Here is a 25640-nt window from a genome sequence, read left to right as displayed (position 1 = left end):
GCGATGTGGATGTCGATGCCTTCGTGCTGACCCATCGACCGACCTGGGAGCGGCTGGAAACGCTGGTCAGGCGTCGGCGGCGGCTCACCGGTGCCGAGGTGGACGAACTGGTCGACCTCTACCAACGGGTGTCGACCCACCTGTCGATGGTGCGGGCATCGTCGCCGGATGCGGCGCTCATCGGCCGGCTCTCCAGCCTGGTGGCGCGGTCGCGGGGCGCGGTCACCGGTGCCCACGCCCCCCTGGCTTCGGAATTGGCCCGTTTCGTCACGGTCTCGTTTCCGGTGGTGGCCTACCGGGCGTGGCGATGGTGGCTGGCAACCGCGGTGGCGTTTTTCACGGTCTCGGCGCTCATAGCCTGCTGGGTGGCCGGCAATCCCGATGTCCAGGCGGTGATCGGTACCCCCGCGGAGATCGATCGGTTGGTCAGCCACGATTTCGCCGCCTACTACAGCGATCACCCGGCGGCGTCGTTTGCCCTGCAGGTCTGGGTGAACAACGCCTGGGTGGCTGCACGTGCCATCGCCTTCTCGGTTCTGCTGGGCCTGCCGATCCCGGTGATGCTGTTCGCCAACGCCGCCAACGTCGGGGTTGCTCTGGGGCTGATGTTCCACGCGGGCCGCGGCGGTTTCATGCTGGGTCTGCTCGCACCGCATGGGCTGTTGGAGCTGACCGCGGTGTTCCTCGCCGGGGCGGTGGGGATGCGCCTGGGCTGGACGGTGATCGCCCCGGGCGATCGGCCCCGAGGCCAGGTGCTTGCCGAACAGGGCCGGGCGGTGGTGGCGGTCGCCGCCGGCTTGGTGGTGGTTTTCGCCGTGGCCGGGTTCCTCGAGGCCGTGGTGACACCGTCGCCCCTGCCGACGTGGATGCGGATCGGCATCGGTGCGCTGGTAGAAGCGGTGTTCCTGGCTTACGTGGTGGTGTTCGGGCGCAAAGCGGTGGCCGCCGGCGAGTCGGGCGACATCGCCGACGCGCCCGATATCGTCCCCACCCGCTGAGGTGGACGGCGGTGCCCCGCTAAAGCCTGCCGGCGGCTTTGAGTGCCAGATAGGCGTCGGCCAGCGCGGGTGCCAGCTCATCGGGCGGGGCATCGATGACGTGCACACCGCCGCGCCGCAACCGCGACGCCACGGCATGGCGGTCGTTGCGGGCGCGTTCGGCGGCGCCCGCGTCGTAGACGGCGGCCGCGTCGCCGCGTCCGTGAGCCAACCGTTCCACGCGCGGATCGGCGACCGCGGCAAGGATCACCTGGTGTGCGACCGTCAGTGTCGGCAACACCGGCAGCAGGCCCTCCTCCAGGGCGGAGGCGTTGAGATCGGTCAACAACACCACCAGGTTCTGGCGACGTGCCCTCCGGGCCAGGGTGGCCACCATCGCCGCGGCGTCGGATTCGACCAATGCCGGCTGCAGCGGCGCCATCGCATCCACCAACTGGGCGAACAACCGGGTCCGGGACGCCCCGAACACCCCGGCCCGCGTCACCTGATCGTGGGCGAGCAGATCGACGTGGTCACCGGCACGCAATGCCAACGCGGCCAGCAGGAGTGCGGCATCCATCGACCAATCCAGCCGCGGCCAGCCCGCCGGGTCGCGCGCGGTCGGGTCCACTCCGATCCGGCCGGCGGATGTCCGGCCGGTGTCGAGGACGATCACGACGCGGCGGTCCCGCTCGGGTCGCCAGGTGCGCACCACCACATCACATCGCCGCGCGGTCGCGCGCCAGTCGATGGAGCGGACGTCGTCTCCGGCGACGTATTCGCGCAGCGAGTCGAACTCGCTGCCCTGACCGCGCACCAGCGCCGGCAGATTTCCGTCGACCTCCCGCAGTCGGGCCAGCCGTGCCGGCAGATGCCGGCGGGACAGAAACGGCGGGAGCACCCGCACCTGCCCGGGTACGTGTCGGGAACGCTGCCGCCCCGCCAGGCCCAGCGGACCCAAAGATCGCACAGTGACTCGGGCGGCGTGCTGGTCACCGCGGCGGATCGGCCGCAACTCGGTGACCAACTGACATTGCTGACCGGTCGCCAGCACAAGGGGCTGCGAGCGTGGGGTGGCACAGGCGCTGGGCGGCCACGCATCCCGGATCTGCCCGTGGAATCGGCGGCCGCCGTTGACAATCCACAACGAGGTGGTCATTGTCTGGCCGAGCCGGACCGCGCCCTGCATGGACCGCTCGATGCGCAGCGCCGCGGGATCTGTCGTCAACGCGATATCGAGCGCCACGGCCGCTGTGAGACCGCACAGCAGCAGCACGAAAGCCACCGTGGGCCACGGGGCCAACGCGACCGGCACTGCGCCCAGCAGTGCGATCAACGCAGCGCGGCCAGTCAGAATCACCAGCGCGGCACCGGAACCGAGGCCAAGATGGCGTCGAGAACGCCGTCGGCGGTGGCGCCTTCGAGTTCGGCCTCGGGGCGCAGCATCACCCGGTGACGAAGCGTCGAGCGGGCCATCGCCTTGACGTCGTCAGGAGTCACGTAGTTGCGTCCCGACAGCCACGCCCATGATCGCGAGGTGGCCAGCAACGCGGTCGCACCGCGGGGCGAGACCCCGAGCTGCAGCGCAGGTGAATGCCGGGTCGCGGTGACCACGTCGACGATGTAGCCCAGCACCTGGTCGGCCACCAGCACCTGGCGCACCGCGGCGCGGCCGGCAGCCAGGTCCCCGGCTCCGGCCACCTGCGTCACGGCGGACAGGTCGTGAGGGTCGAAGCCCTGCGCATGCCGAGACAAGATGTCGATCTCGGCCTCGCGCGCCGGCAGCGGCACCGCCAACTTGAGCAGGAACCGGTCGAGCTGGGCCTCCGGCAGCCGGTAGGTGCCCTCGTACTCGATGGGGTTCGCAGTGGCGGCGACGATAAACGGGTCGGGCAGCGGTTTGGTCGAGCCGTCCACACTGACCTGGCCTTCCTCCATCGCCTCCAGCAGCGCCGCCTGGGTCTTGGGCGGGGTGCGATTGATCTCATCGGCCAGCAGCAGATTGGTGAAGACCGGGCCGGGACGGAACGCGAACTCGGCGGTGTGGGTGTCATAGACCAGCGATCCGGTGATGTCCCCGGGCATCAGGTCCGGAGTGAACTGGACCCGCTTGAAGTCGAGCTGCAACGCCGCGCTCAGGGTGCGGACCAGCAGCGTCTTCGCCACACCGGGCACACCTTCGAGCAGCACATGGCCGCGACACAGCAGGGCGATCACCAGGCCGCTGACCACGGCGTCCTGGCCGACCACCACCTTGGCGACTTCGCTGCGCAACGCGGCCAGCGCTTCACGGGCCGCGGCAGCCGCGGGATTGTCTGCAGGAGTGTGAGTCACGAGTAGGTGACCTGCCTTTCGATGTCATCGAGTGCATTGGCCAGGGCGACGAGGGCGTCGTCGGAGTCCGGGGGAGGGCCGAACAGTAAGTGCCACAACCAGTCCGGGTGGGCTCCCACGCGCGGCGCCATTGCGGCGACCACCGCGGACGGTGCGGGCGCCGGCCCCAATCCCAGCAGCGGTGTCAGCCGGCGCAGGGTCGCGGCGCGCAGGGCGGCGGCGGCTCGGTCGCGAGCCCGGTGCGCGCGGTAGAGCCGGCCAAGGCCCTCGACGGTCTCGGATGCGCGCACGACGACGGGCAGCTGTTCGGCGACCAGCGGACCGAGGCGGCGGCCCTTCCACAGCGCGGCCAGTGCCAGGGCGACGCACAGTTGCCACACCAGCCATCGGACGTTCGACGGGATCAGATCGGCGAGTTCGGTCTGGCCCGAACGGGCTCCCTGAACATGCTGGGGCGCAAACCAAACCAGGCGGTCGGTGGTACCGGCCAGATTCATCGCCAGCGCCGCGTTGCCATCCCGAGCCAGGTCGGCATTGGTCATGAAGGACTCGCTGCCGATCACGGTGATGGTCCGCTCGCCCTGGCGGTAGCGCACCAGCGCCCCGTCGTAGCAGCTGTCCGCCGGCTGACCCGGGAGGGCGATGTAGGTCTGCGTGGTCCGCAGGTCGACCGGCCCCGCCCGTTGGGCCTCGCGCAGGCCGCAATCCGGCTGGTGGGTGAACGCCCGAGCGGGACCTGACCGAATGCCGGGCGCCAGGATGCGGCGGGCCGGGGTGTCCGGTGCCATCAGCAGCAGGTCGCCCGGCAGCCTGGCCAACCGGTTCAGCAGCTCGTCATCGGCGATGCGCGGCGTCCGGGCCACCAGCACCAGCCCGTGGGGACGGGCCTGGTGGACGACGTCATCGACGGTGCCCGCGGTTATCACCTCGACGCCGCGGTGACGCAGCAGGGCGACCACCGCGTGCGCGCCGTCCGGGCCGGTGGCGTTCGGATCCATCCGGCCGCCGGGCCGCTGCGCGGTCAGGTAGGCGCCCACCGCCGCGACCACGACGATCACCGCCAGGGCCAATGCCGCCCACATCCATGTTCGCCGCACGGTCGTCACCCGTACTGCCGGACCCGGGTCACGGACTGTAGCCGATCGTCGAGGTCCGCCACGATCCGATACCCCTGCGCGGTGGCGGGCAGTTCGCCGTAGCTGACATCGTTGAACGTCTCGGCGGCCCGCATCAGTTCACCGGCCAGGCCGGGTAGCGCCGCGCCGGCGTCGCGGGCCAGTTCGGTAGCGGTCCGGCCGGGGGCAGGGCGAATGAGCCCGGCCTCTTCGAGTTCGCGGGCCACCGCTCGCAGTCGGTGCCGGATCGCCGCGCCCCAGTCACCGGCGGTGGCATGCAGTTGTGCGGTGGCGCGATGTTCGGCGGCGCTGTGTTGCGTCGGGCCGTACAGCGCGGCGTCGCGGTGGCCGTCGCGCAGCATCCGCCGACTGACGTGGATGGCAGCGGCCACGGCCGCCGCGAGGAGTATCAGCAACAGGCTGATGGTGAACCAGCCGCCGGGCAACTCCGCTCCTTTGACCACCAGGCGCCGGAACAGAGTCTCGATGAAGTCAAGGAGCTGATCCTTGGGTGACGGCCGTGGGTACATCGGTTTTGCCAGTTCACGTTCGGCCGCCTCGCGGGCGGTCTCCCGGTCGACGTCGACGATGGGCACCCGGGGTTCCTCAGCCAGGCGGCCGGGTCAGCCACAGGTTGTCGGTCCATCCACCGACGTATCCGCTGGCTACGCCGGTTCGCAGCACCAAGTCGAACGCCTCGCCCCGGATACGGCGGTCGGCGTACAGCAGGACCGAAACGCCGGCGGTGAACGGCAGCACGATGATCTGACCGATCGTCGCGCCGATCCGGGTGAACAGGCTCAACTGCGCACCGCCGGCCAGGGCGTCCGCGCCGTCGCTGGCCACCATCCCGACGATGTTGAACGGAAACCCGACCGCGCTGCTGACCAGGGCGGTGATCAGGGCGGTGAGCGCCAGGATGCCCAGCACCCGCCAGAAGTTGTTGCGCGCCAAGAAGAACGAGCGCCGCATCGCCTCGAATATCGGCTGCCGCTCCAGCACGATCACGGTCGGGGCGAAGACCAGCACCACGTAGCCGTAACCGAGTGCCGCGATCAAAGCGAGCGCCATGGGCAGGCCGATCAGCACCGCGGCGCCGGTCCCGCCCACGCGGGCGGCAAACGCGATGGTCACCGCGACAAAGCCGCACAGCAGCACCACGGCCAAACCGACAAGGGCGGTCAATCCGATCAGCGGGCCGAAGCGGCCCCGCACGGTGTCCCAGGCTTCGGTGATGGTGGTGGGCGAGCCGAATACCGCGCGCCCGACCACGACCGTCAGCATTCCGGTCAGCACGATGGTGCCCAGCGCGGTCACGATGCCGGCGCCGGCGTAACCGGTCAGCCACGCCAGCACATCAGCGCCGGAGAGTTCCGCAGACGATCGACCCGAACCCGAGGCGCCGATCGAAGTCAGCAGGCCGTACATGGCGATCCCGCTGATGATCTGGGTGGCCACCACAACGACGGTGGTGAGACCGAGCACGGTCTTGGGATTGGCCCGAATGTAGCCGACGGCGCCGTTGTAGATGTCGGTCAGGCTCAGCGGGCGCAGGGGAATGATGCCCGGTTTGAGTTCGGGCTGCGGGTATCCCGGATTGGGCCCGTAGCCCGAGGGACCGTAGCCCGGCGCGCTCGGCGGGGGACCATAGCCGGGTGGGGGGCCCGGTGGCGGCCCCCAGCCCGGCGGCGGGCCGGGTGGGGGACCCCAGCCCGGCGGCGGGCCGGGTGGGGGACCGTAGCCCGGCGGCGGGCCGGGCGGGGGACCCCAGCCCGGCGGCGGGCCGGGCGGAGGACCATAGCCCGGCGGCACAGGCGGGGGGCCATAGCCCGTAGGCGTGGCGTAGCCCGGAAGCGGGGGGCCATATCCGGGCGGCGGGCCGTAGCCGGGCGGCGGAAAGCCAGGCTGGGGATAGCCGGGCGGCGGCGTATTCACCATGTGGCTGAGCGTAGCGTTATACGGCATGGCGGAACTCAAATCCCAGTTGCGGGCGGATCTGACGACGGCGATGAAGTCGCAGGACAAGCTGCGCACGGCGACCCTGCGAATGCTGCTGTCGGCGATCCAGGCCGAAGAGGTCTCCGGCAAGCAGGCCCGGGAACTCACGGACGCAGAGGTTTTGAAGGTACTGGCCCGAGAAGCCCGCAAGCGTGCGGAGTCCGCAGCGATCTACACCCAGAACGGCCGGGGCGAACTGGCCGCCCAGGAACACGCCGAGGCCCGGATCATCGACGAGTACCTGCCTGCGCCGCTCACCGACGCCGAATTGGCCGACGTCGTCGACACCGCTCTGGCCCAGGTGGCCGAGGAGATCGGGGAGCGGCCGCACGCCAAGCACATGGGCCAGGTGATGAAGGCCGCCACCGTGATCGCCGCGGGCAAGGCAGACGGCTCTCGGCTCTCGGCCGCGGTCCGGGAACGGCTCTAGGAACCGGTCTTCGGCAACTGCCGGCTCAGCAGAGCATCGATGAACGCATCGGGATCGGTGACGCTGACGTAGAGGCGGCGAACCGGCCTGTTGAACAGCCCGGCCGTGGGCGCCTTCGTCGGCTTGACGGGCTGGCCCAACAGGATCTCGACCAGGCCGTCACGTGAACCGTTGACCAGCCAGCCGTTGCACGCCTGATGGACGCCCCAGCCCCACATGCGTTCCGGCGCCGGACGGGCGGAAACGATGTTGCTCAGCGCGATGTCCATGGCGAAGGCCCAGCCGCTGCGGACCTGCAGAAGCCCGTCGACCACCCGGATGCTCGCCCGGCGAGGACCCAGGCCGAGCACGGTCGCCAGCGGGCGATACCACCGGTCGTAGCGCATCGCGAAGTCCACGATCGACATTGTCTACGGCCGATACGGTTGGTGGACCGCTTTGGCGAATTGGCGGGTCAAGGCAGCCCACAACGGAAAAAAGGCCCCGACCGGATTGACCGGTCAGAGCCCTCTACCTACAACCTGAGTCGGGGTGGCGGGATTCGAACCCACGACCTCTTCGTCCCGAACGAAGCACGCTACCAAGCTGCGCCACACCCCGTGTGAAGCCACGACAGCGTATCGCACCGGGCCGCTGCTCACCCAAACGGCTGGTGAGAGCCACGACTGGGCGCGGCTGCACCGCGGTCGCCGGATACCGCGCACACCCCCCACGGGCGAGGCCTGGGTCACCGACGCCGCAGCACCATGAAACGCCCCACAATCCGGCGTGGGGGGCTGAAAACGCGGGCCGACCTAGGCAGACTGAGTAACCAGGTTTTCGCGCAAAGGGAGTCAAATCATGACGCTGTTAGGCGGAGCGGTGTACGCCGGATTCTTCGCTCTGGCCGCGCTGTGGCTCGCGGTGACCAACCCCGACGCCGCTGAGCAGCGGGTTCAGGCGAAGGCGAACAGGCCGGATCGCTCGAACTCGGCCAACACCGCCGCGGGGCCGGTCGGATCGACCCCCTGCTGCGCCAGCCAGTCGTCGTCGTAATAGGTGTCGGCGTAGCGATCACCGTTGTCGGCCAGCACTGTGACCACCGATCCGCTGCGGCCGGTGGCAACCATCTCGGCCAGCAGCGCGAACGCCCCCCAGACATTGGTCCCGGTCGAAGGGCCCACCCGGCGGCCCAAGACGGCGCTGACGTGCCGCGCGGTGGCCACCGAGGCGGCGTCGGGCACCTGGATCATCCGATCCACGACCTCGGGCAGAAACGACGGTTCCACGCGCGGCCGGCCGATGCCCTCGATGCGCGACGACTCCTCGACCACCAGGTCATACCGGCGCTGCGTGTAGGCGGGGTAGAAGGCCGAATTCTCCGGGTCCACCACACACAACCGGCTCGCGTGCCGCCGGTAGCGGAGGTAGCGGCCGATCGTCGCACTGGTTCCGCCGGTACCGGCTCCGACCACGATCCACTCCGGGACGGGGTGGGTTTCGTCCCGCATCTGGTCGAATATCGACTCGGCGATGTTGTTGTTGCCGCGCCAGTCGGTGGCCCGCTCGGCGTTGGTGAACTGATCCAGGTAGTGCCCACCGGTGTCGGCGGCGATGCGCGCCGCTTCGGCGTACACATCGGCCGAATGCGCCACGAAATGACAGCGGCCGCCCTGCGCCTCGATCAGGGCCACTTTCGACGCGCTGGTGGCGGCCGGCATCACCGCGACGAACGGCAGGCCCAGCAGGGCCGCGAAATAGGCCTCGGACACCGCCGTGGAGCCCGACGACGCCTCGACCACCGTGGTGCCCTCTGCGATCCAGCCGTTGCACAGCCCGTAGAGAAACAGCGAGCGGGCCAGCCGGTGCTTGAGGCTGCCGGTGATGTGGGTGGACTCGTCTTTGAGGTAGAGCGCCACCTGGGGACCCGAGCCGTCGTCCGCCCATGCCGGCAACGGGTAACGCAGCAGGTGCGTGTCGGCGCTGCGCCGCGCGTCGGCCTCGATCAGGCGGATCGCATTGTCGGCCCAGCGGCGGGGATGCTGGTGGTCGGCAAACCGTTCGGTCAACGCGCCGAGACGGAAGGCTGGGTCGAACCGCGGGTGAGCCGGGAGTCGTCACCGCCGGTCGGTGCCGCCACCAGGGTCAACAGGCTGGCCTCGGGGCGGCAGGCGAACCGCACCGGCGCGAACGGCGAGGTGCCGATCCCCGCCGAGACGTGCAGTCGCATCTGGGCGCCCCATTGCGACGGGCCCTTGACCCGTGAGCGGTCCAGCCCGCAGTTGGTCACCAGGGCGCCGTAGAACGGCACGCACAGCTGACCGCCGTGGGTGTGGCCGGCCATCACCAGCTGATAGCCGTCGGCGGCGAAGCGGTCGAGCACGCGTGGCTCCGGCGAATGGGTGAGACCGAGGCGCAGGTCGGCGGTCAGGTCGGCCGGCCCGGCGATGGTGTCGTAGCGGTCCCGCTCGATGTGCGGGTCGTCGACGCCGGCCGCCGCGATGCGATGCCCGGCCACGTCGAACTCGCGGCGGTTGTGGGTCAGGTCCAGCCAGCCGCGCTCGGTGAACGCCGCTCGTAGGTCCTGCCAGGGCAGCGGGACGCCGTGGATCCGATGCGTCGGCTTGGTCAGGTACTTCGCCGGATTCTTCAGCCGTGGCCCGAAGTAGTCGTTGCTGCCGAACACGAACACGCCCGGCACCGACAGCAGATCACCCAGGGCCTGCACCACCGCCGGCACCGCCTTGGGGTGCGCCAGGTTGTCGCCGGTGTTGACCACCAGGTCGGGTTCCAGGCGCACCAGTTCCCGCAGCCAGGCCTGCTTGCGGCGCTGGCCGGGACGCATGTGGATGTCGCTGATGTGCAGCACCCGCAGCGGAGACGATCCGGGGGCCAGCACCGGCATCGTCGCCTCGCGCACCACGAATGCGTTGCGCTCGATGGCCGCGCCGTAACCGATGGCCAGTGCCGCCGGCCCCAACGCCGCCGAGGCGGCGAGAACGGACCGGGTCAGGGCGGGTGAAGGGACCATGAGATTCAGACTACTGCCCGGACTTCGGTACCGCGGCTACGGCGGCGGCGGAGGCGCCGGGGGGGGCAGCAGCGGAATGGTGATCGGCGGCAGCCCCGGAATCTCCACGACCGTCGAACCCACCGGCGGCGGCATGCCCTCCGGCGGCGGCGGTGGTGGTGGCGGGATACCGTTGCTGACCTCGATGGTCACGATCGACCCGGGAATGGTCTGCCCGCTGGGCGATGTTCCCACCACCGCGCCCGATCGGGCGCTGCTGTTGACCCAGTTCGGCTGGTCGGCGACCTGGAAGCCGGAGTCCTTGATGCGCTGGCGCGCGGCGTCGACCTCCAGGCCGACCACGCTGGGCACCCGGGAGTTGGGGCCGCCGTCCACGTAGCGCGGATCGGTCGGCGGCATGATGACGTCGCCGAAGTCCGTTGCGATCGGTTTCATCGCCGCGAACCAGGTCCGGGCCGGCTCGTTACCGCCGAAGAGGTCGCCGTCCCCGCAGTGCCGCAGCGGGAACGAGCACAGGTCGGACGGCGAACTGGAGTCGTCGAAGACGTAGTTGGCGGCCGCGTAGCGGTTGGTGAAGCCCAGAAAACCCGACGAGCGGTGCGCCTCGGTGGTGCCCGTCTTGCCTGCCATGGGCAGATCCCAGCCGACCGAACCGGCTGCCGGCGCCGCGGTGCCGCCGCCCTGGATGTCCTTGCCCAACGCGTTGGCCAGGGTGTTCGCCAGTCCTTCGGGCACCACGCGTTCGCAGGTCTCGGTGGTGACGGCTACCTCGTTGCCGTTGCGGTCGAAGACCTTGTCGATCGGGTTCGGCGGGCACCAGACCCCACCGGAGGCCAACGTGGCGGCGACGTTGGACAGCTCCAGCGCGTTGACCTCGATCGGGCCCAGGGTGAACGAGCCCAGGTTCTGGCGTTTGACGAAATCGGCCAGGCTCTCGTTACTGTCCGGGTCGTAGTCGCGGGCGGTGCCCGGATCGGCGTAGGAACGCAGGCCCAGTTTGATCGCCATGTCCACGGTGCGGCCCACCCCCACCTGGGAGATGAGTTTGGCGAACGCGGTGTTCGGCGAGGTCGCCAGCGCGGTCGAGACATTCATCGGTGACCGGTAGGGGGCGACGTTGACCACGCACCAGGTCTCCTTGGGACAGCCCTTGGCGCCGCCGCTGCCCATGCCCTTGGTCTGGAACCTGCCGGGGACTTCGAGATCGGCGTTGATACCCATGCCCATCTCCAGTGCCGCCGCCACGGTGAACGTCTTGAAGATCGAACCGGCGCCGTCGCCGACCAGGGAGAACGGTTGCGGCCGCATGGTTTCGCCCACGTCGGCGTTGAGCCCGTAGGTGCGGTTGCTGGCCATCGCCAGCACCGGGTGGGCGTCGGTGCCCGGTTTGATCACGCTCATCACGCTGGCGACGCCCTGCACGTTGGGGTTGGCGAAGCTGTCGATGGCCTCTTTGACCGGCGCCTGCACGTCGGGGTCCAGCGTGGTGCGGATGACATAGCCGCCGCGGGCCACCTGTTCCTTGCTGATTCCGGCCCTGGTCAGATACTCCTGCACGTAGTCGCAGAAGAAGGCCCGGTCTCCGGCCGCGATGCAGCCCCGCGGCAGCTCGTTGGGCTGCGGCAGGATGCCCAGCGGCTCCTGCTTGGCCGCCCGCAGCGCGTCCGCCTCGGCGGGCAGGTTCTCGATCATGGTGTCCAGCACCAGATTCCGTCGCGCCAGCGCGCCCTCGGGATTGGTGTAGGGGTTGAGTGTGCTGGTGGACTGCACCATGCCGGCCAGCAGCGCGGCCTGCTGCCAGTTCAGGTCAGCGGCATCGACACCGAAGTACGTCTGGGCGGCGTCTTGGACGCCGAAGGAGTTGTTGCCGAACGAGACCAGGTTCAGGTACCGGGTCAGGATCTGCGGCTTGGTGAAGGTCCGGTCCAAGGTGAGCGCCATCCGGATCTCCCGGAGCTTGCGCGCGGGGGTGGTCTCGATGGCGGCGCGCTTTTCGGCATCGGTCTGGGCCAGCACCAGCAGTTGGTAGTTCTTGATGTACTGCTGCTCGAGGGTGGAGCCGCCGCGGGTGTCGATGTCCCCGGACGCGTAGCCGGCCAACCCGGTCAGCGTGCCCTTCCAGTCCACCCCGCTGTGCTCGGCGAACCGCTTGTCCTCGATGGACACGATCGCCAGCTTCATGGTGTCGGCGATCTTGTCGCTGGTCACCTCGAACCGGCGCTGCGAGTACAACCAGGCGATCGTGTTGCCCTTGGCGTCCACCATGGTCGACACCGCGGGGACATCGCCGCTGACCAGTTGGGCCGACCCGTTGGCCACCACGTCCGAGGCGCGGTTGGACATCAGGCCGATCCCGCCGGCAACGGGAAACAGCAGCGCCGCGAGCAGGACGGCGGCGAGCAGACAACACCCGGCCAGTTTGAGCACCGTAGGACCGGTCGGGGGACGCTCCGACATGGCTAACACACTAGCGGTGCTCGCAAGCGCGGCGAAGTCGGGAGAAGCGGGCCACCGCCATCAACGGCGACCCCGACGGCAGGGGGTGCTCACCGAAGACCCCGAACGCGGCCCGTCCCGGCCCGCCCAGGTAATTGACGTCGACGTGGAGCAAACGGCCTGATTGGGACCCAAATCATGATCGGACTGCACGTTTGTCCCAAAAAAGTGCCGGTCAACCTGTTGCGCAAAGGCCACCTGACCACCTAACTTGGATATCAAGTGCGATTCAGGTAACACTGATGACAGTATGTGGCGTAGGTCGCAATGGCGGGTCCGGCGCCGAGGTTGGATAGGTGGCTGCCGGGGCGGCCGGGACGGAGGATCGTCAGTGTCTGTTGCAGGGACAGCGGTTCGCAGCACCAGCATGCCAGCGGCGTCAGTATCCCAAACTCCCCGAACCGTGCTGCGCGGCGTGCAGGACGAGGGCAGGATCGCCTGGGTCTCCAAGGCTGTGTGTCGCGGCGCAGACCCCGATGAACTCTTCGTGCGCGGTGCGGCACAACGCAAAGCCGCGGTGATCTGTCGGCACTGCCCGGTCGTGCTCGAATGCCTGGCCGATGCTCTGGACAACCGGGTCGAGTTCGGGGTCTGGGGCGGTATGACCGAACGGCAGCGCCGGGCGCTGCTCAAGCAACACCCCGAAGTGACCTCCTGGGGCGAGTACTTCGCCGCCCAGCGCAAGCAGCGCGACGCCGGCTGACGCGCGGCTGAGACCTCTTCGCCCTTACTTCTACTTTTTGTTCGTGAGCTGATCGGCGATCGCGCCCAGCGCCTCCAGGTCGGAGACGTCGAACGGCAGGGACGGCACCCCGACGATAGGAACCCGTGGGTTGGCCCGGGTGAAACGGGACAGCAACCGGATTTCGCGCTTGGACGTCGCGCCGCGTTCGGCATGGATCTGCAGCGCAGCGGTGGTGAGCGCCTTGGCTCCCTCGGCCAGCGACGCGCCGACCTCGGGCTCCCGCAGCGTCTCGATGGCGTCGATCGCGCGCTCCATCGGCAGGTTGCACAACATCGGGTGCGTCCGGTTGAGGATCAGACCCGCCAGCGGCATCCGCTCGCTCGAGAGCCGGTCGACGAAGAACGATGCCTCCCGCAAAGCGTCGGGCTCGGCGGCCGACACCACCACGAACTGAGTGCCGTGGCGTTTGAGCAGATCGTAGGTGCGCTCCGCCTTCTCCCGGAAGCCGCCGAAAGTGGAGTCCAGTGACTGCACGAAATTCGCTGCGTCGGAAAGCATTTGAGAGCCCAGCACGGTCGAGAGGGCTTTCATTGCCAGGCCCACCGCGCCCGCGACCAGTTTGCCGATGCCGCGGCCGGGGCCCAGCAGCAACTTCCACAGCCGGCTGTCCATAAAGCTGCCCAGCCGCTTGGGCGCGTCCAGGAAGTCCAGGGCGTTGCGCGACGGAGGCGTGTCGACGACCACCAGGTCCCAGCGGTCCTCGCTCAGCAGCTGGCCCAGTTTCTCCATCGCCATGTATTCCTGCGTGCCGGATAGCGAGGTGGCCACAGTTTGGTAGAACTGGTTGTCCAGGATCGCCTCGGCCCGCTCCGGGCCGGAGTACTGCGTCACCATCTCATCGAAGGTGCGGCGCATGTCGAGCATCATCGCGTAAAGCTGGCCGGGCACCTCGGGGGACAGCGGCACCCGCTGCGGGTGGTTGCCCAAGTCGTCGATACCCAGCGCCTGTGCCAGCCGCCGGGCCGGGTCGATGGTCAGCACCACCACGGTGCGGCCGTATTCAGCAGCCCGCAGCGCCATCGACGCCGCCGTGGTGGTCTTGCCGACGCCCCCGGCGCCGCAGCACACCACCACGCGGTTGGCGGTGTCGGCCAGGATCGCCGCCAAGTCCAGAGCCAGCGGTTTGCCGGTCGTGTCGGGTGTCATCGAACCCCCTGTTGGCCGAGAATCTCGGACAGCTCGTAGAGACTGCCGAGGTCGATCCCGTCGGGGATCGTCGGCAGGTGCAGGCGCGGCACATCCAACTGCTCCAGCTGCTCGGCCGTCTCCGTCCGGGCGCTGATGCGGGTGGCGTGCTGAATGGTCTCGGTCAGCAGGCCGGCGAAATCGTCGTCGTCGAGCGTTATGCCCGCCGCGGCCAGCCCGGCCCGCATCGCATCGGCGTCGACGACCCCTTCGGCTGCCTTAGCCAGGTCGGCGGGTTGCAGGTGCGCGGGGATGTCGCGGTTGACGATCACGCTACCGATCGGCAGGTCCAGTTGCCGCAGCTCCTCAATGGCCTCGAGGGTCTCCTGCATCGGCAGGGCTTCCAGCAGCGTCACCAGATGGATCGCGGTCTCATCGGAGTGCAGCAGCTTCACCACGCCCTCGGCCTGCGAGTGCACTGGGCCACCCTTGGCCAGTTGCGACACCGCCTTGGTGACGTCGAGGAACCGCGAGATCCGGCCGGTCGGCGGTGCGTCCACCACGATGGCGTCGTAGACCGGCTTGTTGTTCTTGTCGACCTGGATCACGTGGTACTTGATCTTGCCGGTGAGGATCACGTCACGCAGCCCGGGCGCGATGGTGGTCGCGAACTCGACGGCACCGACGCGCCGCATCGCCCGCCCGGCCAGACCCAGGTTGTAGAACAGGTCGAGGTATTCCAGGAACGCGGCCTCGATGTCCATCGCCAGGGCATCGACGTGCCCGCCGCCCTCGGCGGTCGCGATTTTGACCGGCTCAATGGGTAGCGGTGGCACGTCGAAGAGCTGCGCAATGCCTTGGCGCTCTTCCACTTCCACCAGCAAGACCCGGCGCCCGCCGGCCGCCAGCGACAACGCCAGCGCGGCTGCCACCGTGGACTTGCCGGTACCGCCCTTACCGGTTACGAAATGTAGCCGGGCCTTCGTCAATCGCGAAGGCCAGCCGAGAAGCGGCTCGCTGCGGGATGTCGCTGTCACCACTGCATGCTAACCAAGTGCTCGGGTGCCCTAGCGATAAGCTCGCTGCTATGAGTCAACGCACGGTCTGGGAGTACGCCACCGTCCCCTTGATCACGCATGCCACCAAGCAGATCCTCGACCAGTGGGGAGAAGACGGCTGGGAGTTGGTTTCGGTGCTGCCGGGGCCTTCCGGTGAGCAGCTCATCGCCTTCCTGAAGCGCCCGCGATGAGCTGGCGAGCCCGGCTGGACGAGCTCGGAATCGTCTTGCCCCAGGTGGTCGCGCCGCTGGCGGACTACGTTCCGGCGGTCCGAACCGGCGACCTGGTCTACACCTCCGGTCAGCTGCCGATGCAGGACGGCGCCTTGCGCACCGGCAAGGTGGGCGCCGCAGTCAGCCCGCAAGACGGGCGGGCGCTGGCCCGGATCTGTGCTCTGAACGCGCTGGCCGCCGTGGATGCCCTGGTCGGGCTCGACGCGGTGGCTCGCGTGGTCAAGGTGGTGGGATTCGTCGCGTCGGCGCCAGGTTTCAACGGGCAGCCCGCCGTGGTCAACGGGGCCTCCGAATTGTTGGGTGAGGTGTTCGGCGACGCCGGCAAACACGCCCGCTCCGCGGTCGGGGTCTCCGAACTGCCGCTGGATGCGCCGGTGGAGGTCGAGCTGATCGTCGAGCTGAAGGCCGCGGCGGAGTAACCGAGTCGTGTCGGCCAGTCATCCCGCCTACGGCCGGCTGCGGCCCGTCACCGAGACCGCGTCGGTGCTGCTGGCCGACAATCCCGGGCTGATGACCCTGGAAGGCACCAATACTTGGGTGCTGCGGGGGCCGGGAAGTGACGAGCTGGTGCTCGTCGACCCGGGGCCCGACGACGACGAGCACATCGGCCGGCTCGCAGAGCTCGGCCGGATCGCCTTGGTCCTGATCAGCCACCGGCATTTCGATCACACCGATGGGATCGACAAGCTGGTCGAGGCCGTCGGCGCCCCGGTGTACTCGGCGGGCAGCGGATTTCAGCGGAGGCTGGGCGGCGGGCTGACCGACGGTCAGGTGATCGACGCGGCCGGGCTGCGCATCACCGTCTTCGCCACGCCCGGACACACCGCGGACTCGCTGTCGTTCGTGCTCGACGACGCCGTGCTGACCGCCGACACCGTACTGGGCCGGGGCACCACCGTCATCGACTCCGAAGACGGCGACCTGACGCGCTACCTGGACTCGCTGCGGCGGCTGCGCGGCCTGGGCGGGCGTACGGTGCTGCCGGGTCACGGTCCGGAGCTGCCGAACATCGAAGCGGTGGCCGAAGGCTACCTGCGGCACCGCGAACAGCGGCTCGACCAGGTGCGCGCCGCGTTGGCCGCGCTGGGCGACGACGCCACCGCCCGCCAGGTTGTCGAACACGTCTACACCGACGTCGACGAGGAGCTCTGGAGTGCCGCCGAATGGTCGGTGCAGGCCCAGCTGGACTACCTGCGTCGCTGACCTACGCGTGCAGCCCACGTTGTGGATGGGAAAGCACGCGCCGGTACCTGCACGACGCCGGAGTCGATACGACGGTGCTTAGCGCGCGCGCCGCGCCAGACGCTCGGAGTCCGAGATCAGCACGCTCTTGCCCTCGAGCCGAATCCAGCCGCGGTGAGCGAAGTCGGCCAGCGCCTTGTTGACCGTCTCGCGGGAGGCTCCGACCAGCTGAGCGATCTCTTCCTGAGTCAGGTCGTGGGTGACCCGCAGGGCCCCGCCTTCCTGGGTGCCGAACCGCTGCGCGAGCTGCAGCAGCTGCTTGGCCACCCGGCCGGGCACGTCGGTGAAGATCAGGTCCGCCAGGTTGTTGTTGGTGCGCCGCAACCGGCGGGCCAGCACCCGCAGCAGCTGCTCGGCGATCTCGGGGCGATCAGAGATCCACGACCGCAAGGCGTCGCGGTCCATCGACACCGCGCGCACCTCGGTGATGGTGGTCGCGCTGGAGGTCCGGGGGCCGGGGTCGAAGATCGACAGCTCGCCGAACATGTCCGAGGGGCCCATGATGGTCAGGAGGTTCTCCCGGCCATCGGGGGAGCGCCGACCGATTTTCACTTTTCCGGAGACAATGATGTACAGCCGGTCGCCGGGCTCTCCCTCGGCGAACACAGTGTGTCCGCGCGGAAAGTCCACGGGCTGAAGCTGCTTGGTCAGCGCGGCTACGGCGCTGGGCTCAACTCCCTGGAAGATTCCGGCCCTGGCCAGGATCTCGTCCACGATGCCCCTTAGATGTTTTGATGAAGGTTTAATGCATAATCGTCGGCCGCTGAACCGGCCAGCCACCTGAGTCTAGAGCCAGGCGTCAAGAGACGTTACAACGCTACACACGATCGGCATGGGAATTCGGGGGAAACTGCGGATTGGCATCGTCGCGCTGGCTCAGCCCGGTTTCGATGCGTTCCAGCCCGACTGCCGACAGCATCAGCAGCGTCGGGATGGCGGTGATCAGCAACCAGGACACAAGTCGCCAGTAAACCTGGGCAAGGTCTCGTTGGGGTCACAAATTAGTACCCTGTCGGAGGTGACAGTGGACAAAACGCCCCGTGCGGCACGGACGGAGACCCGGACGGGACTCATCCGGCGCGCTCGCCGCATGAATCGGACTCTGGCTCAGGCGTTTCCGGACGCCCACTGCGAGCTGGACTTCACCACACCCCTGGAACTGGCCGTCGCCACGGTGCTCTCGGCCCAGTGCACCGACGTCCGGGTGAACCTGACGACGCCGGCGGTGTTCGCCCGTTACCCCACGGCGCTGGACTACGCCCAGGCCGACCGCACCGAGCTCGAAGAGCTGATCAGGCCCACCGGCTTCTACCGCAACAAGGCCGCGGCGCTGATCAAGCTGGGCCAGGCGCTGGTGGAACGCTACGACGGGGAAGTGCCCCGCACCATGGAAGAACTGGTGCAGCTGCCCGGCGTCGGCCGCAAGACCGCCAACGTGATCCTGGGCAACGCTTTCGGCGTCCCGGGCATAACCGTCGACACGCACTTCGGTCGCCTGGTGCGGCGCTGGGCCTGGACCAGCGAAGAAGACCCGGTCAAGGTCGAGCACGCGGTCGGTGAGCTCATCGAGCGCAAGGAATGGACCCTGCTCAGCCATCGGGTGATCTTTCACGGCCGGCGGGTCTGCCACGCCCGCAAACCGGCCTGCGGGGTGTGCGTAGTGGCCAAGGACTGCCCGTCCTTCGGGATCGGGCCCACCTCCCCGATGGAGGCGGCCGCGCTGGTCAAGGGCCCCGAGACCGAGCACCTGTTGGCGCTGGCCGGGTTGTAGCGAGTCGCCGCACCGATGACCAGATCGACTCGATGGACCGTCGCGATAGTTGCGGTGCTGGTTGCGCTGCTGGCCGGGTTGGTCGCCGAGCTACGCCGCGAGCCGGCTGCAGTGGCGCCCGGCGGCGGCGGGGCGGTGGCCGGTGCCGGGCAGGATGTTGCTGCTCTGCGCCGGCGCGCCGACCTGCCGCCCTGCCAGGCGGGTCCTGGCGGCCTCGGCCCGAGTGCCCTGCGCGGCGTCGTCCTCGAGTGCGCCGCCGACGGGGCGCCGGTAGACGTTGCTGCGATGGTGGCCGACCGGCCGGTGGTGCTCAACCTCTGGGCGTACTGGTGCCGGCCATGCCGCGACGAGTTGCGGGCCTTCGCCGAATACCAGCGCCGAGCCGGCGCGGGCGTCACGGTGGTGACGGTGCATCAAGACGACAACGAAGCCGCGGGGCTGGCACTGCTGGCCGAACTGGGCGTGCGCCTGCCCACCCTCCAAGACGGCCGGCGCCAACTTGCTGCGGCGTTGCAGGTGCCCAACGTGATGCCCGCGACCGTGGTTCTCGCCGCGGACGGTAGCGTTGCCCGCATCCTGCCGCAGCCCTTCGCCACCGCCGAGGAGATCGCCGCCGCCGTCGAGAACAGCGGCCGCTGATGTGGGACGGTCAGGTTCCGGCACAGAGGGAGGCGCGGTGAGCGCTGGCGAGTCCCGAGCGTGGGTCCCGTCGCGTGCCCCGTCTTGGCTGCGGCCGCTGGTCGACAATGTGGACAAGGTGCCCACGGCGTATCTGCGGCGGGTGCCGGCCGACGTTCGGGCCATGATCGCCGCGGCCGACGCCAAGGCACGCGTCACCGGCGCGCGGCGAGACGCCGCGGTCCTGGTGCTGTTCTCCGGGCCGCCTGGCGACCCGCCGGAGGCGATATCGGAATCGGCTGACCTGCTGGTCACGGTGCGGGCCTCGACGCTGCGCCATCACGCGGGGCAGGCCGCCTTCCCGGGCGGAGCGGTCGATCCCGGCGACGACGGGCCGGTTGCCACCGCGCTGCGGGAGGCCAACGAGGAGACCGGGATCGACCCGGCCCGGATCCACCCGCTGGTGGCGCTGGAGAAGATTTTCATCGCGCCGTCGGGATTCCAGGTGGTGCCGGTGCTGGCGTACTCCGAGGATCCCGGGCCGGTGACCGTGGTGGACCCGGGCGAGACCGCAATCGTGGCGCGCGTTCCAGTCCGGGCATTCATCAACCCCGAGAACCGGTTGATGGTTTACCGTGATGCGCGCAGCCGGCGTTGGGCCATGCCGGCGTTCCGGCTCAACCAGATGCTGGTCTGGGGATTCACCGCCCAGGTGATCTCGGCGATGCTGGACGTGGCTGGCTGGGCGCAGCCCTGGGACACCACCGAGGTGCTGGGGCTCGACGAGGCCATGGCGCAGGTTGGAGGAGAAGGCGGAATATGACGTCGTCGCAGTGGCTGGACATCGCCGTGCTGGCGATCGCCTTCGTTGCCGCAGTGTCCGGCTGGCGTTCGGGTGCGCTGGGCTCCCTGCTGTCCTTCGTCGGCGTCGCGCTGGGTGCGATGGCCGGGGTGCTGCTGGCGCCGCACCTGATCGATAGCGTCTCCGGACCCCGCCTGAAGCTGTTCGCCGCGCTGTTCCTGATCCTGGCCATGGTCGTCGTCGGTGAGGTCGCGGGGGTGGTCCTGGGCCGAGCGGTGCGGGGAGCGATCCGCAGTCCCGGCGTCCGGACCATGGATTCGGTCGTCGGGGTGGTCTTGCAGCTGGGGGTGGTGCTGATCGCGGCCTGGCTGCTGGCCACCCCGCTGACGGCGTCGGATCAGCCGGCCCTGGCCGCCGCCGTCAACGACTCACGGGTGCTGCGTCAGGTCGACGACATCGCGCCGCAATGGCTCAAGAACGTCCCGCGGCGGCTGTCGGCCGTGCTCGACGATTCCGGGCTGCCCGCCGTACTGGAGCCCTTCAGCCGTACGCCGATCGCGGCGGTGGATGCGCCGGACCCGGCGCTGGCCGCCAGCCCGGTGGTGGAAACCACTGCGCCGAGCGTGCTGAGAATCCGGGGCGTGGCGCCGGACTGCCAGAAGGTTCTGGAGGGCACCGGATTCGTGATCGCGCCCACCCGGGTGATGACGAACGCGCACGTGGTGGCCGGGTCGGACAGCGTCACCGTGGAGAGCGGGTCCAAATCGTACGAGGCCACGGTGATCTCCTTCGACCCCAGGGAAGACATCTCCATCCTGGCCGTGCCCGATCTGCCGTTGCAGCCGTTGACGTTCGCCTCCTCGCCCGCCGATGCCGACACCGACGCGCTGGTGCTGGGCTACCCCGGCGGCGGCGTCTTCGAGGCCACCCCGGCCCGAATCCGCGACGTCATCAACCTCGAGGGCCCCGACATCTACCGCAGCGCGACGGTCACACGCCGGGTCTACACCATCAGAGGCACTGTGCTGCAAGGAAACTCCGGTGGTCCCATGATCGGCATGGACGGCCGGGTGCTGGGCGTGGTGTTCGGCGCGGCGGTCGACGACCCGGACACCGGGTTCGTCATGACCGCTGAGGAGGTGGCGGGCCAACTGGCCCGCATCGGCAACACTCAGCCGGTCTCCACCCAGACCTGTGTCGGGGGCGAGTAACCCAGGGCCGCAGCCCGTTTCACCCGGATTCGCCCCGCAGGAACCGCGTCAGGTGCTCGTTGACCACTGCGGGCGACTCTTCGTGAGCGAAGTGTCCGGCGTCGGGCACCGACACATACCGGCCGTGCGGGGCGTACCGCCGGGTCTTCTCAACCGGATCGGTCAACACGTAGGGGTCGTGCTCGCCGCGGAGATGCAGCAGCGGAATCCCCAAGGTGCGCAGGTCCAGCGCCTTCATGAACCGCCGGCCCTCGGCGCGCAGTTGGCTGCGCACCGCCCAGCGCTGGTACTCCAGCGCGCAGTGGGCCGCCGACGGGATGCGCACCGCGGTGCGCAAATGCCCGATCGTCTCGGTGAAATCGGCGCTTGCCTGCCATCTCGCCCCGGCCCGGCTGCGCACCAGCCGCTCGATCTCGGCTCCGTCCCGCCGGGTCAGGGTGCGCTCCGGCCAGAACGGAACCTGGTAGCGCAGCAGCCACGGCAACAGTGCCCGGCCCTGATCGGCGTGGGTCAGCGCCGAGTTGCGCAGCGCTGCCGGGTGCGGCGAGCTGACCACCGCGATGTCGCGCACCAAGCGGGGGTGCAGCAGCGCGGTCGCCCAGCACACCAGGCCGCCGTCGGCGTGGCCCACCAGGGTCGCCGAGGAGTGTCCCAGGGCCCGGATCAGCCCGGCCGTGTCGCCGGCCAGCGTCCAACCGTCGTAGCCGCGGGGCGGCTTGTCGCTGCCGCCGTAGCCGCGCAGGTCGACCGCGACGACTCGAAAGCCGCGCAGCCCGCGCAGTTGATGACGCCACGTCCACCAGAACGCCCCGAACCCGTGCAGCAGCATCACCAGCGGCCGTGCCGTCGGCGGGCCGTCGGCGGCGATGTCGCCGTCCGGAACCGCCTCGACGACATGGAAGCGAATGCCGTTGGCGTGGATGTCCCAGTGTCGCCACGGCCCGTCGATGCGGGTGATCGACGGATCCGGTGGTGGCACTACCAGCCCGACGGATCGGTGGTCGGCTTGCCGTCGGTGGCGGCCGTCGCCGACGCGCCGTGCAGGCGGTCCGGGTCGGGGCGCAGCGCATCGCGTGCCTCGCGCACCGTCTCGATGGTCTTGCGCGGCCCGCGGATGCGGCGAACCCGCAAGTAGCCGATCAGGGCAAGGGCCACCGTGAACACCAGCATCAGCCCGAACACGATCAGGTAGGCAGCCCAGGACTGCAGCCACACGTTGAGCAGCTCGGCGACGAAGAAGAAGAAAAAGAAGGTGGAGTAGAACAGCACGACCAGGGCCGCGATGAAGAACACGCTGCCGGTCAGGCCCTTCTTGACGTCGCGGGTGATCTCGGCGCGGGCGAGTTCGACCTCCGCGCGCACCAGCGTCGAAATCTGCGCTGTGGCGTCCTTGACCAGATCGCCCAGCGACGGGTCGGCCGGTAGCGCGTGCGGGTCGGCAAGCGGGATGGTCGCCAAGCCGTTGGGTACGCCGTTGCGGTCCGTCCTGGCGGATCTGTTCGAGGCGCGTGATGCATTCCTGCGATCGGCCTTGCTCACTGGCTGTCCTCCCGTTCGCCGTCGTCGCGGCTTAATGTTGCCATGCGCTGGCCGGCCCCACGAGTGACCCCGGTAAAGCCGCGGCCGATGGAGACAGCTCAGCGGAGGTGGGTGGGGGCGGGTCGCGGCGCGCCCAGACCCGCGGTGAGCCGCCAGCGCCGCTACGCTGTTTATTTACCACTGAGGTGGAGTTAACCGACGGGAGAACCGCAGTGCAGATCGCACACCGCTGGTCGCCGCGCGCCGTGATGGCGCTGCTGGCAGGAGTGACTGGTGTCGCCCTGGCCACGGTCGCCGTACCGGCGGTCCGAGTAGCCGCCGACGACAAGGTGGTGCTCGGCGGGGGCGCGGGCCTGGTGGTCGATGAGGACACGCTGTGCACGCTGACCTCGATCGGTCACGACAGGACCGGCGCCCTGATCGGTTTCACCTCCGCGCACTGCGGCGGCCCGGGCGCCCGGGTGGCCGCTGAGGGCGCAGAGCGCAGCGGCACGATCGGTCACATGGTGGCCGGTAACGACGCCTTGGACTACGCGGTGATCGAGTTCGACCCGGACAAGGTGACCCCGGTGCCCAACTTCGGCGGCTTTGTGATCGGCGGGATCGGGCCGGACCCCTTGTTCGGCCAGATCGCGTGCAAGCAGGGCCGCACCACGGGCAACTCGTGTGGTGTCACCTGGGGGCCCGGCCAGGATCCCGGCACCATCGTGATGCAGGTCTGCGGACGCCCCGGCGACTCCGGCGGGCCGGTCGTGGTGAACAACATGCTGGTCGGCATGATCCACGGGGCGTTCAGCGACGCGTTGCCCACCTGCGTGATCAAGTACATCCCGTTGCACACTCCTGCGGTCGTGGTGTCGATCAACGCCGTACTGGGCGACATCGCCGAAAATGGCCGCCCCGGAGCCGGATTCGTGCCGATCGGCTAGGCGCCCGTCCTAGTCGGCCGCCCGGATCGCGTCGAACACGCTGGGGTCCACCAGGGTTGAGGTGTCGCCGAGTTCGCGGCCGTCGGCGATGTCGCGCAGCAGGCGCCGCATGATCTTGCCGCTGCGGGTCTTGGGCAACTCCGGGACGATATGGACGTTACGCGGTTTGGCGATCGGCGAGATCTCCACGGTGACGCGCTCGCGCAGCTCGTCGACGATAGTCCCGCCGACGTGGCTGTGGGAGGCCGCCAGTACCACGAACGCGCAGATCCGCTGACCGGTCTGCTCGTCGATGGCGCCGACCACGGCGGCCTCGGCCACCGCCTCGTGACTGACCAGTGCCGACTCCACCTCGGCGGTGGAGATGCGGTGCCCGGACACATTCATCACGTCGTCGATGCGGCCCAGCACCCAGATGTCGCCGTCGGCGTCGTAGCGGGCGCCGTCGCCGGCGAAGTACCAGCCCTGCTCGGCGAAGCGCGACCAGTAGGTGTCGATGAAGCGCTGCCGGTCGCCCCAGATGCCCCGGGTCATCGCCGGCCAGGGCTGGTCGATGACCAGGTATCCCGAGACCGGCTCGCCGGAGGACTGATCCGGCGCCAACTGGTCACCGTGATCGTCGACGATGCGCGCGGAGATCCCCGGCAGCGGCGTCATCGCCGCACCCGGTTTGGCCGCGGAAACCCCGGGCAGCGGGGAGATCATCGCCGCACCGGTCTCGGTCTGCCACCAGGTGTCGACCACCGGAACCGCGTCCTTACCGATCACCCGCCGGTACCAGCGCCACGCCTCCGGGTTGATCGGCTCACCCACCGAGCCCAGCAACCGCAGACTGGACAGATTGTGGGCGTCGGGGACCTCGCGGCCCCACTTCATGAAGGTGCGGATCAACGTCGGTGCGGTGTAATAGATTGTGACACCGTATTTTTCGATGATCTGGAAGTGTCGGTGGTGGTCCGGGAAGTCCGGGGTGCCCTCGTAGATCACCTCGGTGGCGCCGTTGGCCAGCGGTCCGTACACGGCATAGGTGTGCCCGGTGACCCAGCCGACGTCGGCGGTGCACCAGAAGACGTCGGATGTGGCCTTGAGGTCGAAAACGTAGTGGTGGGTGTAGGCGGCCTGGGTCAGGTAACCACCGCTGGTGTGCACGATGCCCTTCGGTTTGCCGGTGGTCCCCGACGTGTACAGCAGAAACAGCGGCTGCTCGGCGTCGAAGGCCTCGGGCGTGTGCTGCGCGGCGGCCGGCTCCACCACCTCGTGCCACCACAGGTCGCGGTCGGGGTTCCAGGACATCTCGCCGCCGGTGCGCCGCACCACCAGTACGTGCTCGACGCTGGGAGCCTCAGCCACCGCCTCGTCGACAGCGGGCTTGAGCGGTGCCGGCTGGCCACGGCGGAACTGGCCGTCGGAGGTGATCACCACCTTGGCCTGGGCGTCATCGATGCGCGACCGCAGCGCGTGCGCGGAGAACCCGGCGAACACCACGGTGTGCAGGACGCCCAACCGGGCGCACGCCAGCATCGCGACCACCGCTTCGGGGATCATCGGCAGATAGATCGCCACCCGGTCACCGGCGACCAGGCCCAGGCCGGTCAGCGCGTTGGCCGCCCGACAGACGTCGGCCAGTAGGTCGGCATAGGTGATGGTGCGGGCGTCCCCGTCGGGCTCGCCCTCCCAATGGATCGCCACCCGCTCGCCGTGGCCGGCTTCCACGTGGCGATCCACGCAGTTGTAGGCGACGTTGAGCTTGCCGTCGGCGAACCAGCGGGCGAACGGGGCGTCGGAGTAGTCCAGCACTTCGGTGAACGGTTTTGCCCAGCTCAGCCGGTTGGCCTGCGCGGCCCAGAAGCCGAGCCGATCGTCGGCGGCGGCGCGATACAACTCCGGACCCGCGTTGGCCCGGGCGGCGAACTCGGCCGAGGGCGGGTACGACGACGCGGACGGGGCGGGGGCGGTGTCTGAGTTGCTGCTCACCGTCAGGAGCCTAATCACCTCGACGGTAGTGTC

General features: G+C 69.3%; 27 protein-coding genes and 1 tRNA gene. 11 read left to right on the top strand and 17 right to left on the bottom strand.

Annotated features, from left to right (window positions below; all coding sequences use genetic code 11):
- Positions 1-5: 5 nt before the first annotated feature.
- Positions 6-998, top strand: coding sequence for a stage II sporulation protein M (locus G6N14_RS16075; protein WP_085134103.1), 993 nt, complete (start codon positions 6-8; stop codon positions 996-998).
- Positions 999-1017: 19 nt separating this feature from the next.
- Here the strand turns inward: G6N14_RS16075 and G6N14_RS16070 are convergent, their stop codons facing one another.
- Genes G6N14_RS16070 through G6N14_RS16050 form a run of 5 tightly spaced genes read right to left on the bottom strand, consistent with a single transcriptional unit; the run spans position 1018 to position 6364 of the window.
- Complete coding sequence (locus G6N14_RS16070) at positions 1018-2337, bottom strand: DUF58 domain-containing protein (protein WP_085134102.1); 1320 nt, start codon at positions 2335-2337, stop codon at positions 1018-1020.
- Entirely contained in the window at positions 2334-3311 is a 978-nt protein-coding gene (locus tag G6N14_RS16065) for an AAA family ATPase (protein WP_085134101.1), read from the bottom strand. The genes G6N14_RS16070 and G6N14_RS16065 overlap by 4 nt, the downstream gene beginning before the upstream one ends.
- Positions 3308-4393, bottom strand: coding sequence for a DUF4350 domain-containing protein (locus G6N14_RS16060; protein WP_085134202.1), 1086 nt, complete (start codon positions 4391-4393; stop codon positions 3308-3310). The genes G6N14_RS16065 and G6N14_RS16060 overlap by 4 nt, the downstream gene beginning before the upstream one ends.
- Before the next feature lie 20 nt (positions 4394-4413).
- Positions 4414-5022 carry a DUF4129 domain-containing protein gene (locus G6N14_RS16055; protein ID WP_085134100.1) on the bottom strand — a complete coding sequence of 203 codons (609 nt, stop codon included), beginning with the start codon at positions 5020-5022 and terminating at the stop codon, positions 4414-4416.
- A gap of 10 nt (positions 5023-5032) precedes the next feature.
- Complete coding sequence (locus G6N14_RS16050) at positions 5033-6364, bottom strand: glycerophosphodiester phosphodiesterase family protein (protein ID WP_235674206.1); 1332 nt, start codon at positions 6362-6364, stop codon at positions 5033-5035.
- Positions 6365-6389: 25 nt separating this feature from the next.
- On the opposite strand from G6N14_RS16050, the gene G6N14_RS16045 reads away from it, so the two are divergent.
- Positions 6390-6854 (top strand): GatB/YqeY domain-containing protein, encoded by a 465-nt coding sequence (locus tag G6N14_RS16045; protein WP_085134098.1) that lies wholly within the window; start codon positions 6390-6392, stop codon positions 6852-6854.
- On the opposite strand, the gene G6N14_RS16040 is transcribed toward G6N14_RS16045, so the two are convergent.
- From G6N14_RS16040 to ponA2, 5 genes are all read right to left on the bottom strand, one after another.
- Positions 6851-7252, bottom strand: coding sequence for a hypothetical protein (locus tag G6N14_RS16040; protein WP_085134201.1), 402 nt, complete (start codon positions 7250-7252; stop codon positions 6851-6853). The genes G6N14_RS16045 and G6N14_RS16040 overlap by 4 nt on opposite strands.
- 128 nt (positions 7253-7380) lie before the next feature.
- A tRNA-Pro gene (locus G6N14_RS16035) sits at positions 7381-7454 on the bottom strand.
- A 335-nt stretch (positions 7455-7789) separates the two neighbouring features.
- Positions 7790-8902: an L-cysteine desulfhydrase Cds1 gene (gene cds1, locus G6N14_RS16030; RefSeq protein ID WP_085134097.1), complete on the bottom strand. Its 1113-nt coding sequence runs from the start codon at positions 8900-8902 to the stop codon at positions 7790-7792.
- Positions 8899-9864 (bottom strand): metallophosphoesterase, encoded by a 966-nt coding sequence (locus G6N14_RS16025; RefSeq protein WP_085134096.1) that lies wholly within the window; start codon positions 9862-9864, stop codon positions 8899-8901. The genes cds1 and G6N14_RS16025 overlap by 4 nt, the downstream gene beginning before the upstream one ends.
- Positions 9865-9900: 36 nt before the next feature.
- Positions 9901-12321 (bottom strand): transglycosylase/D,D-transpeptidase PonA2, encoded by a 2421-nt coding sequence (ponA2, locus tag G6N14_RS16020; protein ID WP_085134095.1) that lies wholly within the window; start codon positions 12319-12321, stop codon positions 9901-9903.
- A gap of 406 nt (positions 12322-12727) precedes the next feature.
- On the opposite strand from ponA2, the gene G6N14_RS16015 reads away from it, so the two are divergent.
- Positions 12728-13063, top strand: a complete 336-nt coding sequence (locus tag G6N14_RS16015) for a WhiB family transcriptional regulator (RefSeq protein ID WP_085134094.1) — start codon at positions 12728-12730, stop codon at positions 13061-13063.
- A gap of 30 nt (positions 13064-13093) precedes the next feature.
- Here the strand turns inward: G6N14_RS16015 and G6N14_RS16010 are convergent, their stop codons facing one another.
- The gene (locus G6N14_RS16010) at positions 13094-14251 is read right to left on the bottom strand and encodes an ATPase BagB (protein WP_085134093.1); all 1158 of its coding nucleotides are present in this window, start codon (positions 14249-14251) and stop codon (positions 13094-13096) included.
- Positions 14248-15270, bottom strand: a complete 1023-nt coding sequence (locus G6N14_RS16005; RefSeq protein ID WP_179960844.1) for an ATPase BagA — start codon at positions 15268-15270, stop codon at positions 14248-14250. Before G6N14_RS16005 ends, G6N14_RS16010 begins: the two co-directional genes overlap by 4 nt.
- 47 nt (positions 15271-15317) lie before the next feature.
- Between G6N14_RS16005 and G6N14_RS16000 the strand changes: the two genes are divergently transcribed.
- The 3 genes from G6N14_RS16000 to G6N14_RS15990 are packed head-to-tail and all read left to right on the top strand — an operon-like array spanning position 15318 to position 16724.
- Positions 15318-15479 carry a Sp36 family protein gene (locus G6N14_RS16000; RefSeq protein WP_105295166.1) on the top strand — a complete coding sequence of 54 codons (162 nt, stop codon included), beginning with the start codon at positions 15318-15320 and terminating at the stop codon, positions 15477-15479.
- The gene (locus G6N14_RS15995) at positions 15476-15940 is read left to right on the top strand and encodes a RidA family protein (RefSeq protein ID WP_085134092.1); all 465 of its coding nucleotides are present in this window, start codon (positions 15476-15478) and stop codon (positions 15938-15940) included. Before G6N14_RS16000 ends, G6N14_RS15995 begins: the two co-directional genes overlap by 4 nt.
- A gap of 7 nt (positions 15941-15947) precedes the next feature.
- A complete protein-coding gene (locus G6N14_RS15990; RefSeq protein ID WP_085134091.1) occupies positions 15948-16724 on the top strand; it encodes an MBL fold metallo-hydrolase in 777 nt (258 codons plus the stop codon).
- A 78-nt stretch (positions 16725-16802) separates the two neighbouring features.
- Here the strand turns inward: G6N14_RS15990 and crp are convergent, their stop codons facing one another.
- Positions 16803-17477: a cAMP-activated global transcriptional regulator CRP gene (gene crp, locus G6N14_RS15985; protein ID WP_013830875.1), complete on the bottom strand. Its 675-nt coding sequence runs from the start codon at positions 17475-17477 to the stop codon at positions 16803-16805.
- 103 nt (positions 17478-17580) lie between these two features.
- Complete coding sequence (locus G6N14_RS20570) at positions 17581-17721, bottom strand: hypothetical protein (protein ID WP_165756864.1); 141 nt, start codon at positions 17719-17721, stop codon at positions 17581-17583.
- A 132-nt stretch (positions 17722-17853) separates the two neighbouring features.
- Between G6N14_RS20570 and nth the strand changes: the two genes are divergently transcribed.
- Genes nth through marP form a run of 4 tightly spaced genes read left to right on the top strand, consistent with a single transcriptional unit; the run spans position 17854 to position 21165 of the window.
- Entirely contained in the window at positions 17854-18534 is a 681-nt protein-coding gene (gene nth, locus G6N14_RS15980; RefSeq protein WP_109559667.1) for an endonuclease III, read from the top strand.
- Between the two features lie 15 nt (positions 18535-18549).
- Positions 18550-19173, top strand: coding sequence for a TlpA family protein disulfide reductase (locus G6N14_RS15975; protein ID WP_085134089.1), 624 nt, complete (start codon positions 18550-18552; stop codon positions 19171-19173).
- A gap of 1 nt (position 19174) precedes the next feature.
- Entirely contained in the window at positions 19175-19975 is an 801-nt protein-coding gene (locus G6N14_RS15970; protein ID WP_407663130.1) for an NUDIX hydrolase, read from the top strand.
- Complete coding sequence (gene marP / locus G6N14_RS15965) at positions 19972-21165, top strand: acid resistance serine protease MarP (protein WP_085134087.1); 1194 nt, start codon at positions 19972-19974, stop codon at positions 21163-21165. Before G6N14_RS15970 ends, marP begins: the two co-directional genes overlap by 4 nt.
- Positions 21166-21184: 19 nt before the next feature.
- On the opposite strand, the gene G6N14_RS15960 is transcribed toward marP, so the two are convergent.
- Complete coding sequence (locus G6N14_RS15960) at positions 21185-22144, bottom strand: alpha/beta fold hydrolase (RefSeq protein ID WP_085134086.1); 960 nt, start codon at positions 22142-22144, stop codon at positions 21185-21187.
- Positions 22144-22704, bottom strand: coding sequence for a phage holin family protein (locus G6N14_RS15955; RefSeq protein WP_085134085.1), 561 nt, complete (start codon positions 22702-22704; stop codon positions 22144-22146). The genes G6N14_RS15960 and G6N14_RS15955 overlap by 1 nt, the downstream gene beginning before the upstream one ends.
- A gap of 212 nt (positions 22705-22916) precedes the next feature.
- Here G6N14_RS15955 and G6N14_RS15950 point away from each other — a divergent pair, with 212 nt between their 5' ends.
- On the top strand, positions 22917-23633 hold the full coding sequence (locus G6N14_RS15950) for a chymotrypsin family serine protease (RefSeq protein WP_085134084.1): 717 nt from the start codon (positions 22917-22919) through the stop codon (positions 23631-23633).
- A gap of 9 nt (positions 23634-23642) precedes the next feature.
- Here the strand turns inward: G6N14_RS15950 and acs are convergent, their stop codons facing one another.
- On the bottom strand, positions 23643-25607 hold the full coding sequence (acs, locus tag G6N14_RS15945; protein ID WP_234808786.1) for an acetate--CoA ligase: 1965 nt from the start codon (positions 25605-25607) through the stop codon (positions 23643-23645).
- Positions 25608-25640 lie beyond the last annotated feature (33 nt).

Origin of the sequence: Mycolicibacter hiberniae (assembly GCF_010729485.1) — a bacterium.
Lineage (GTDB): Bacteria > Actinomycetota > Actinomycetes > Mycobacteriales > Mycobacteriaceae > Mycobacterium > Mycobacterium hiberniae.
This window is presented reverse-complemented; position numbering and strand designations above follow the sequence as displayed.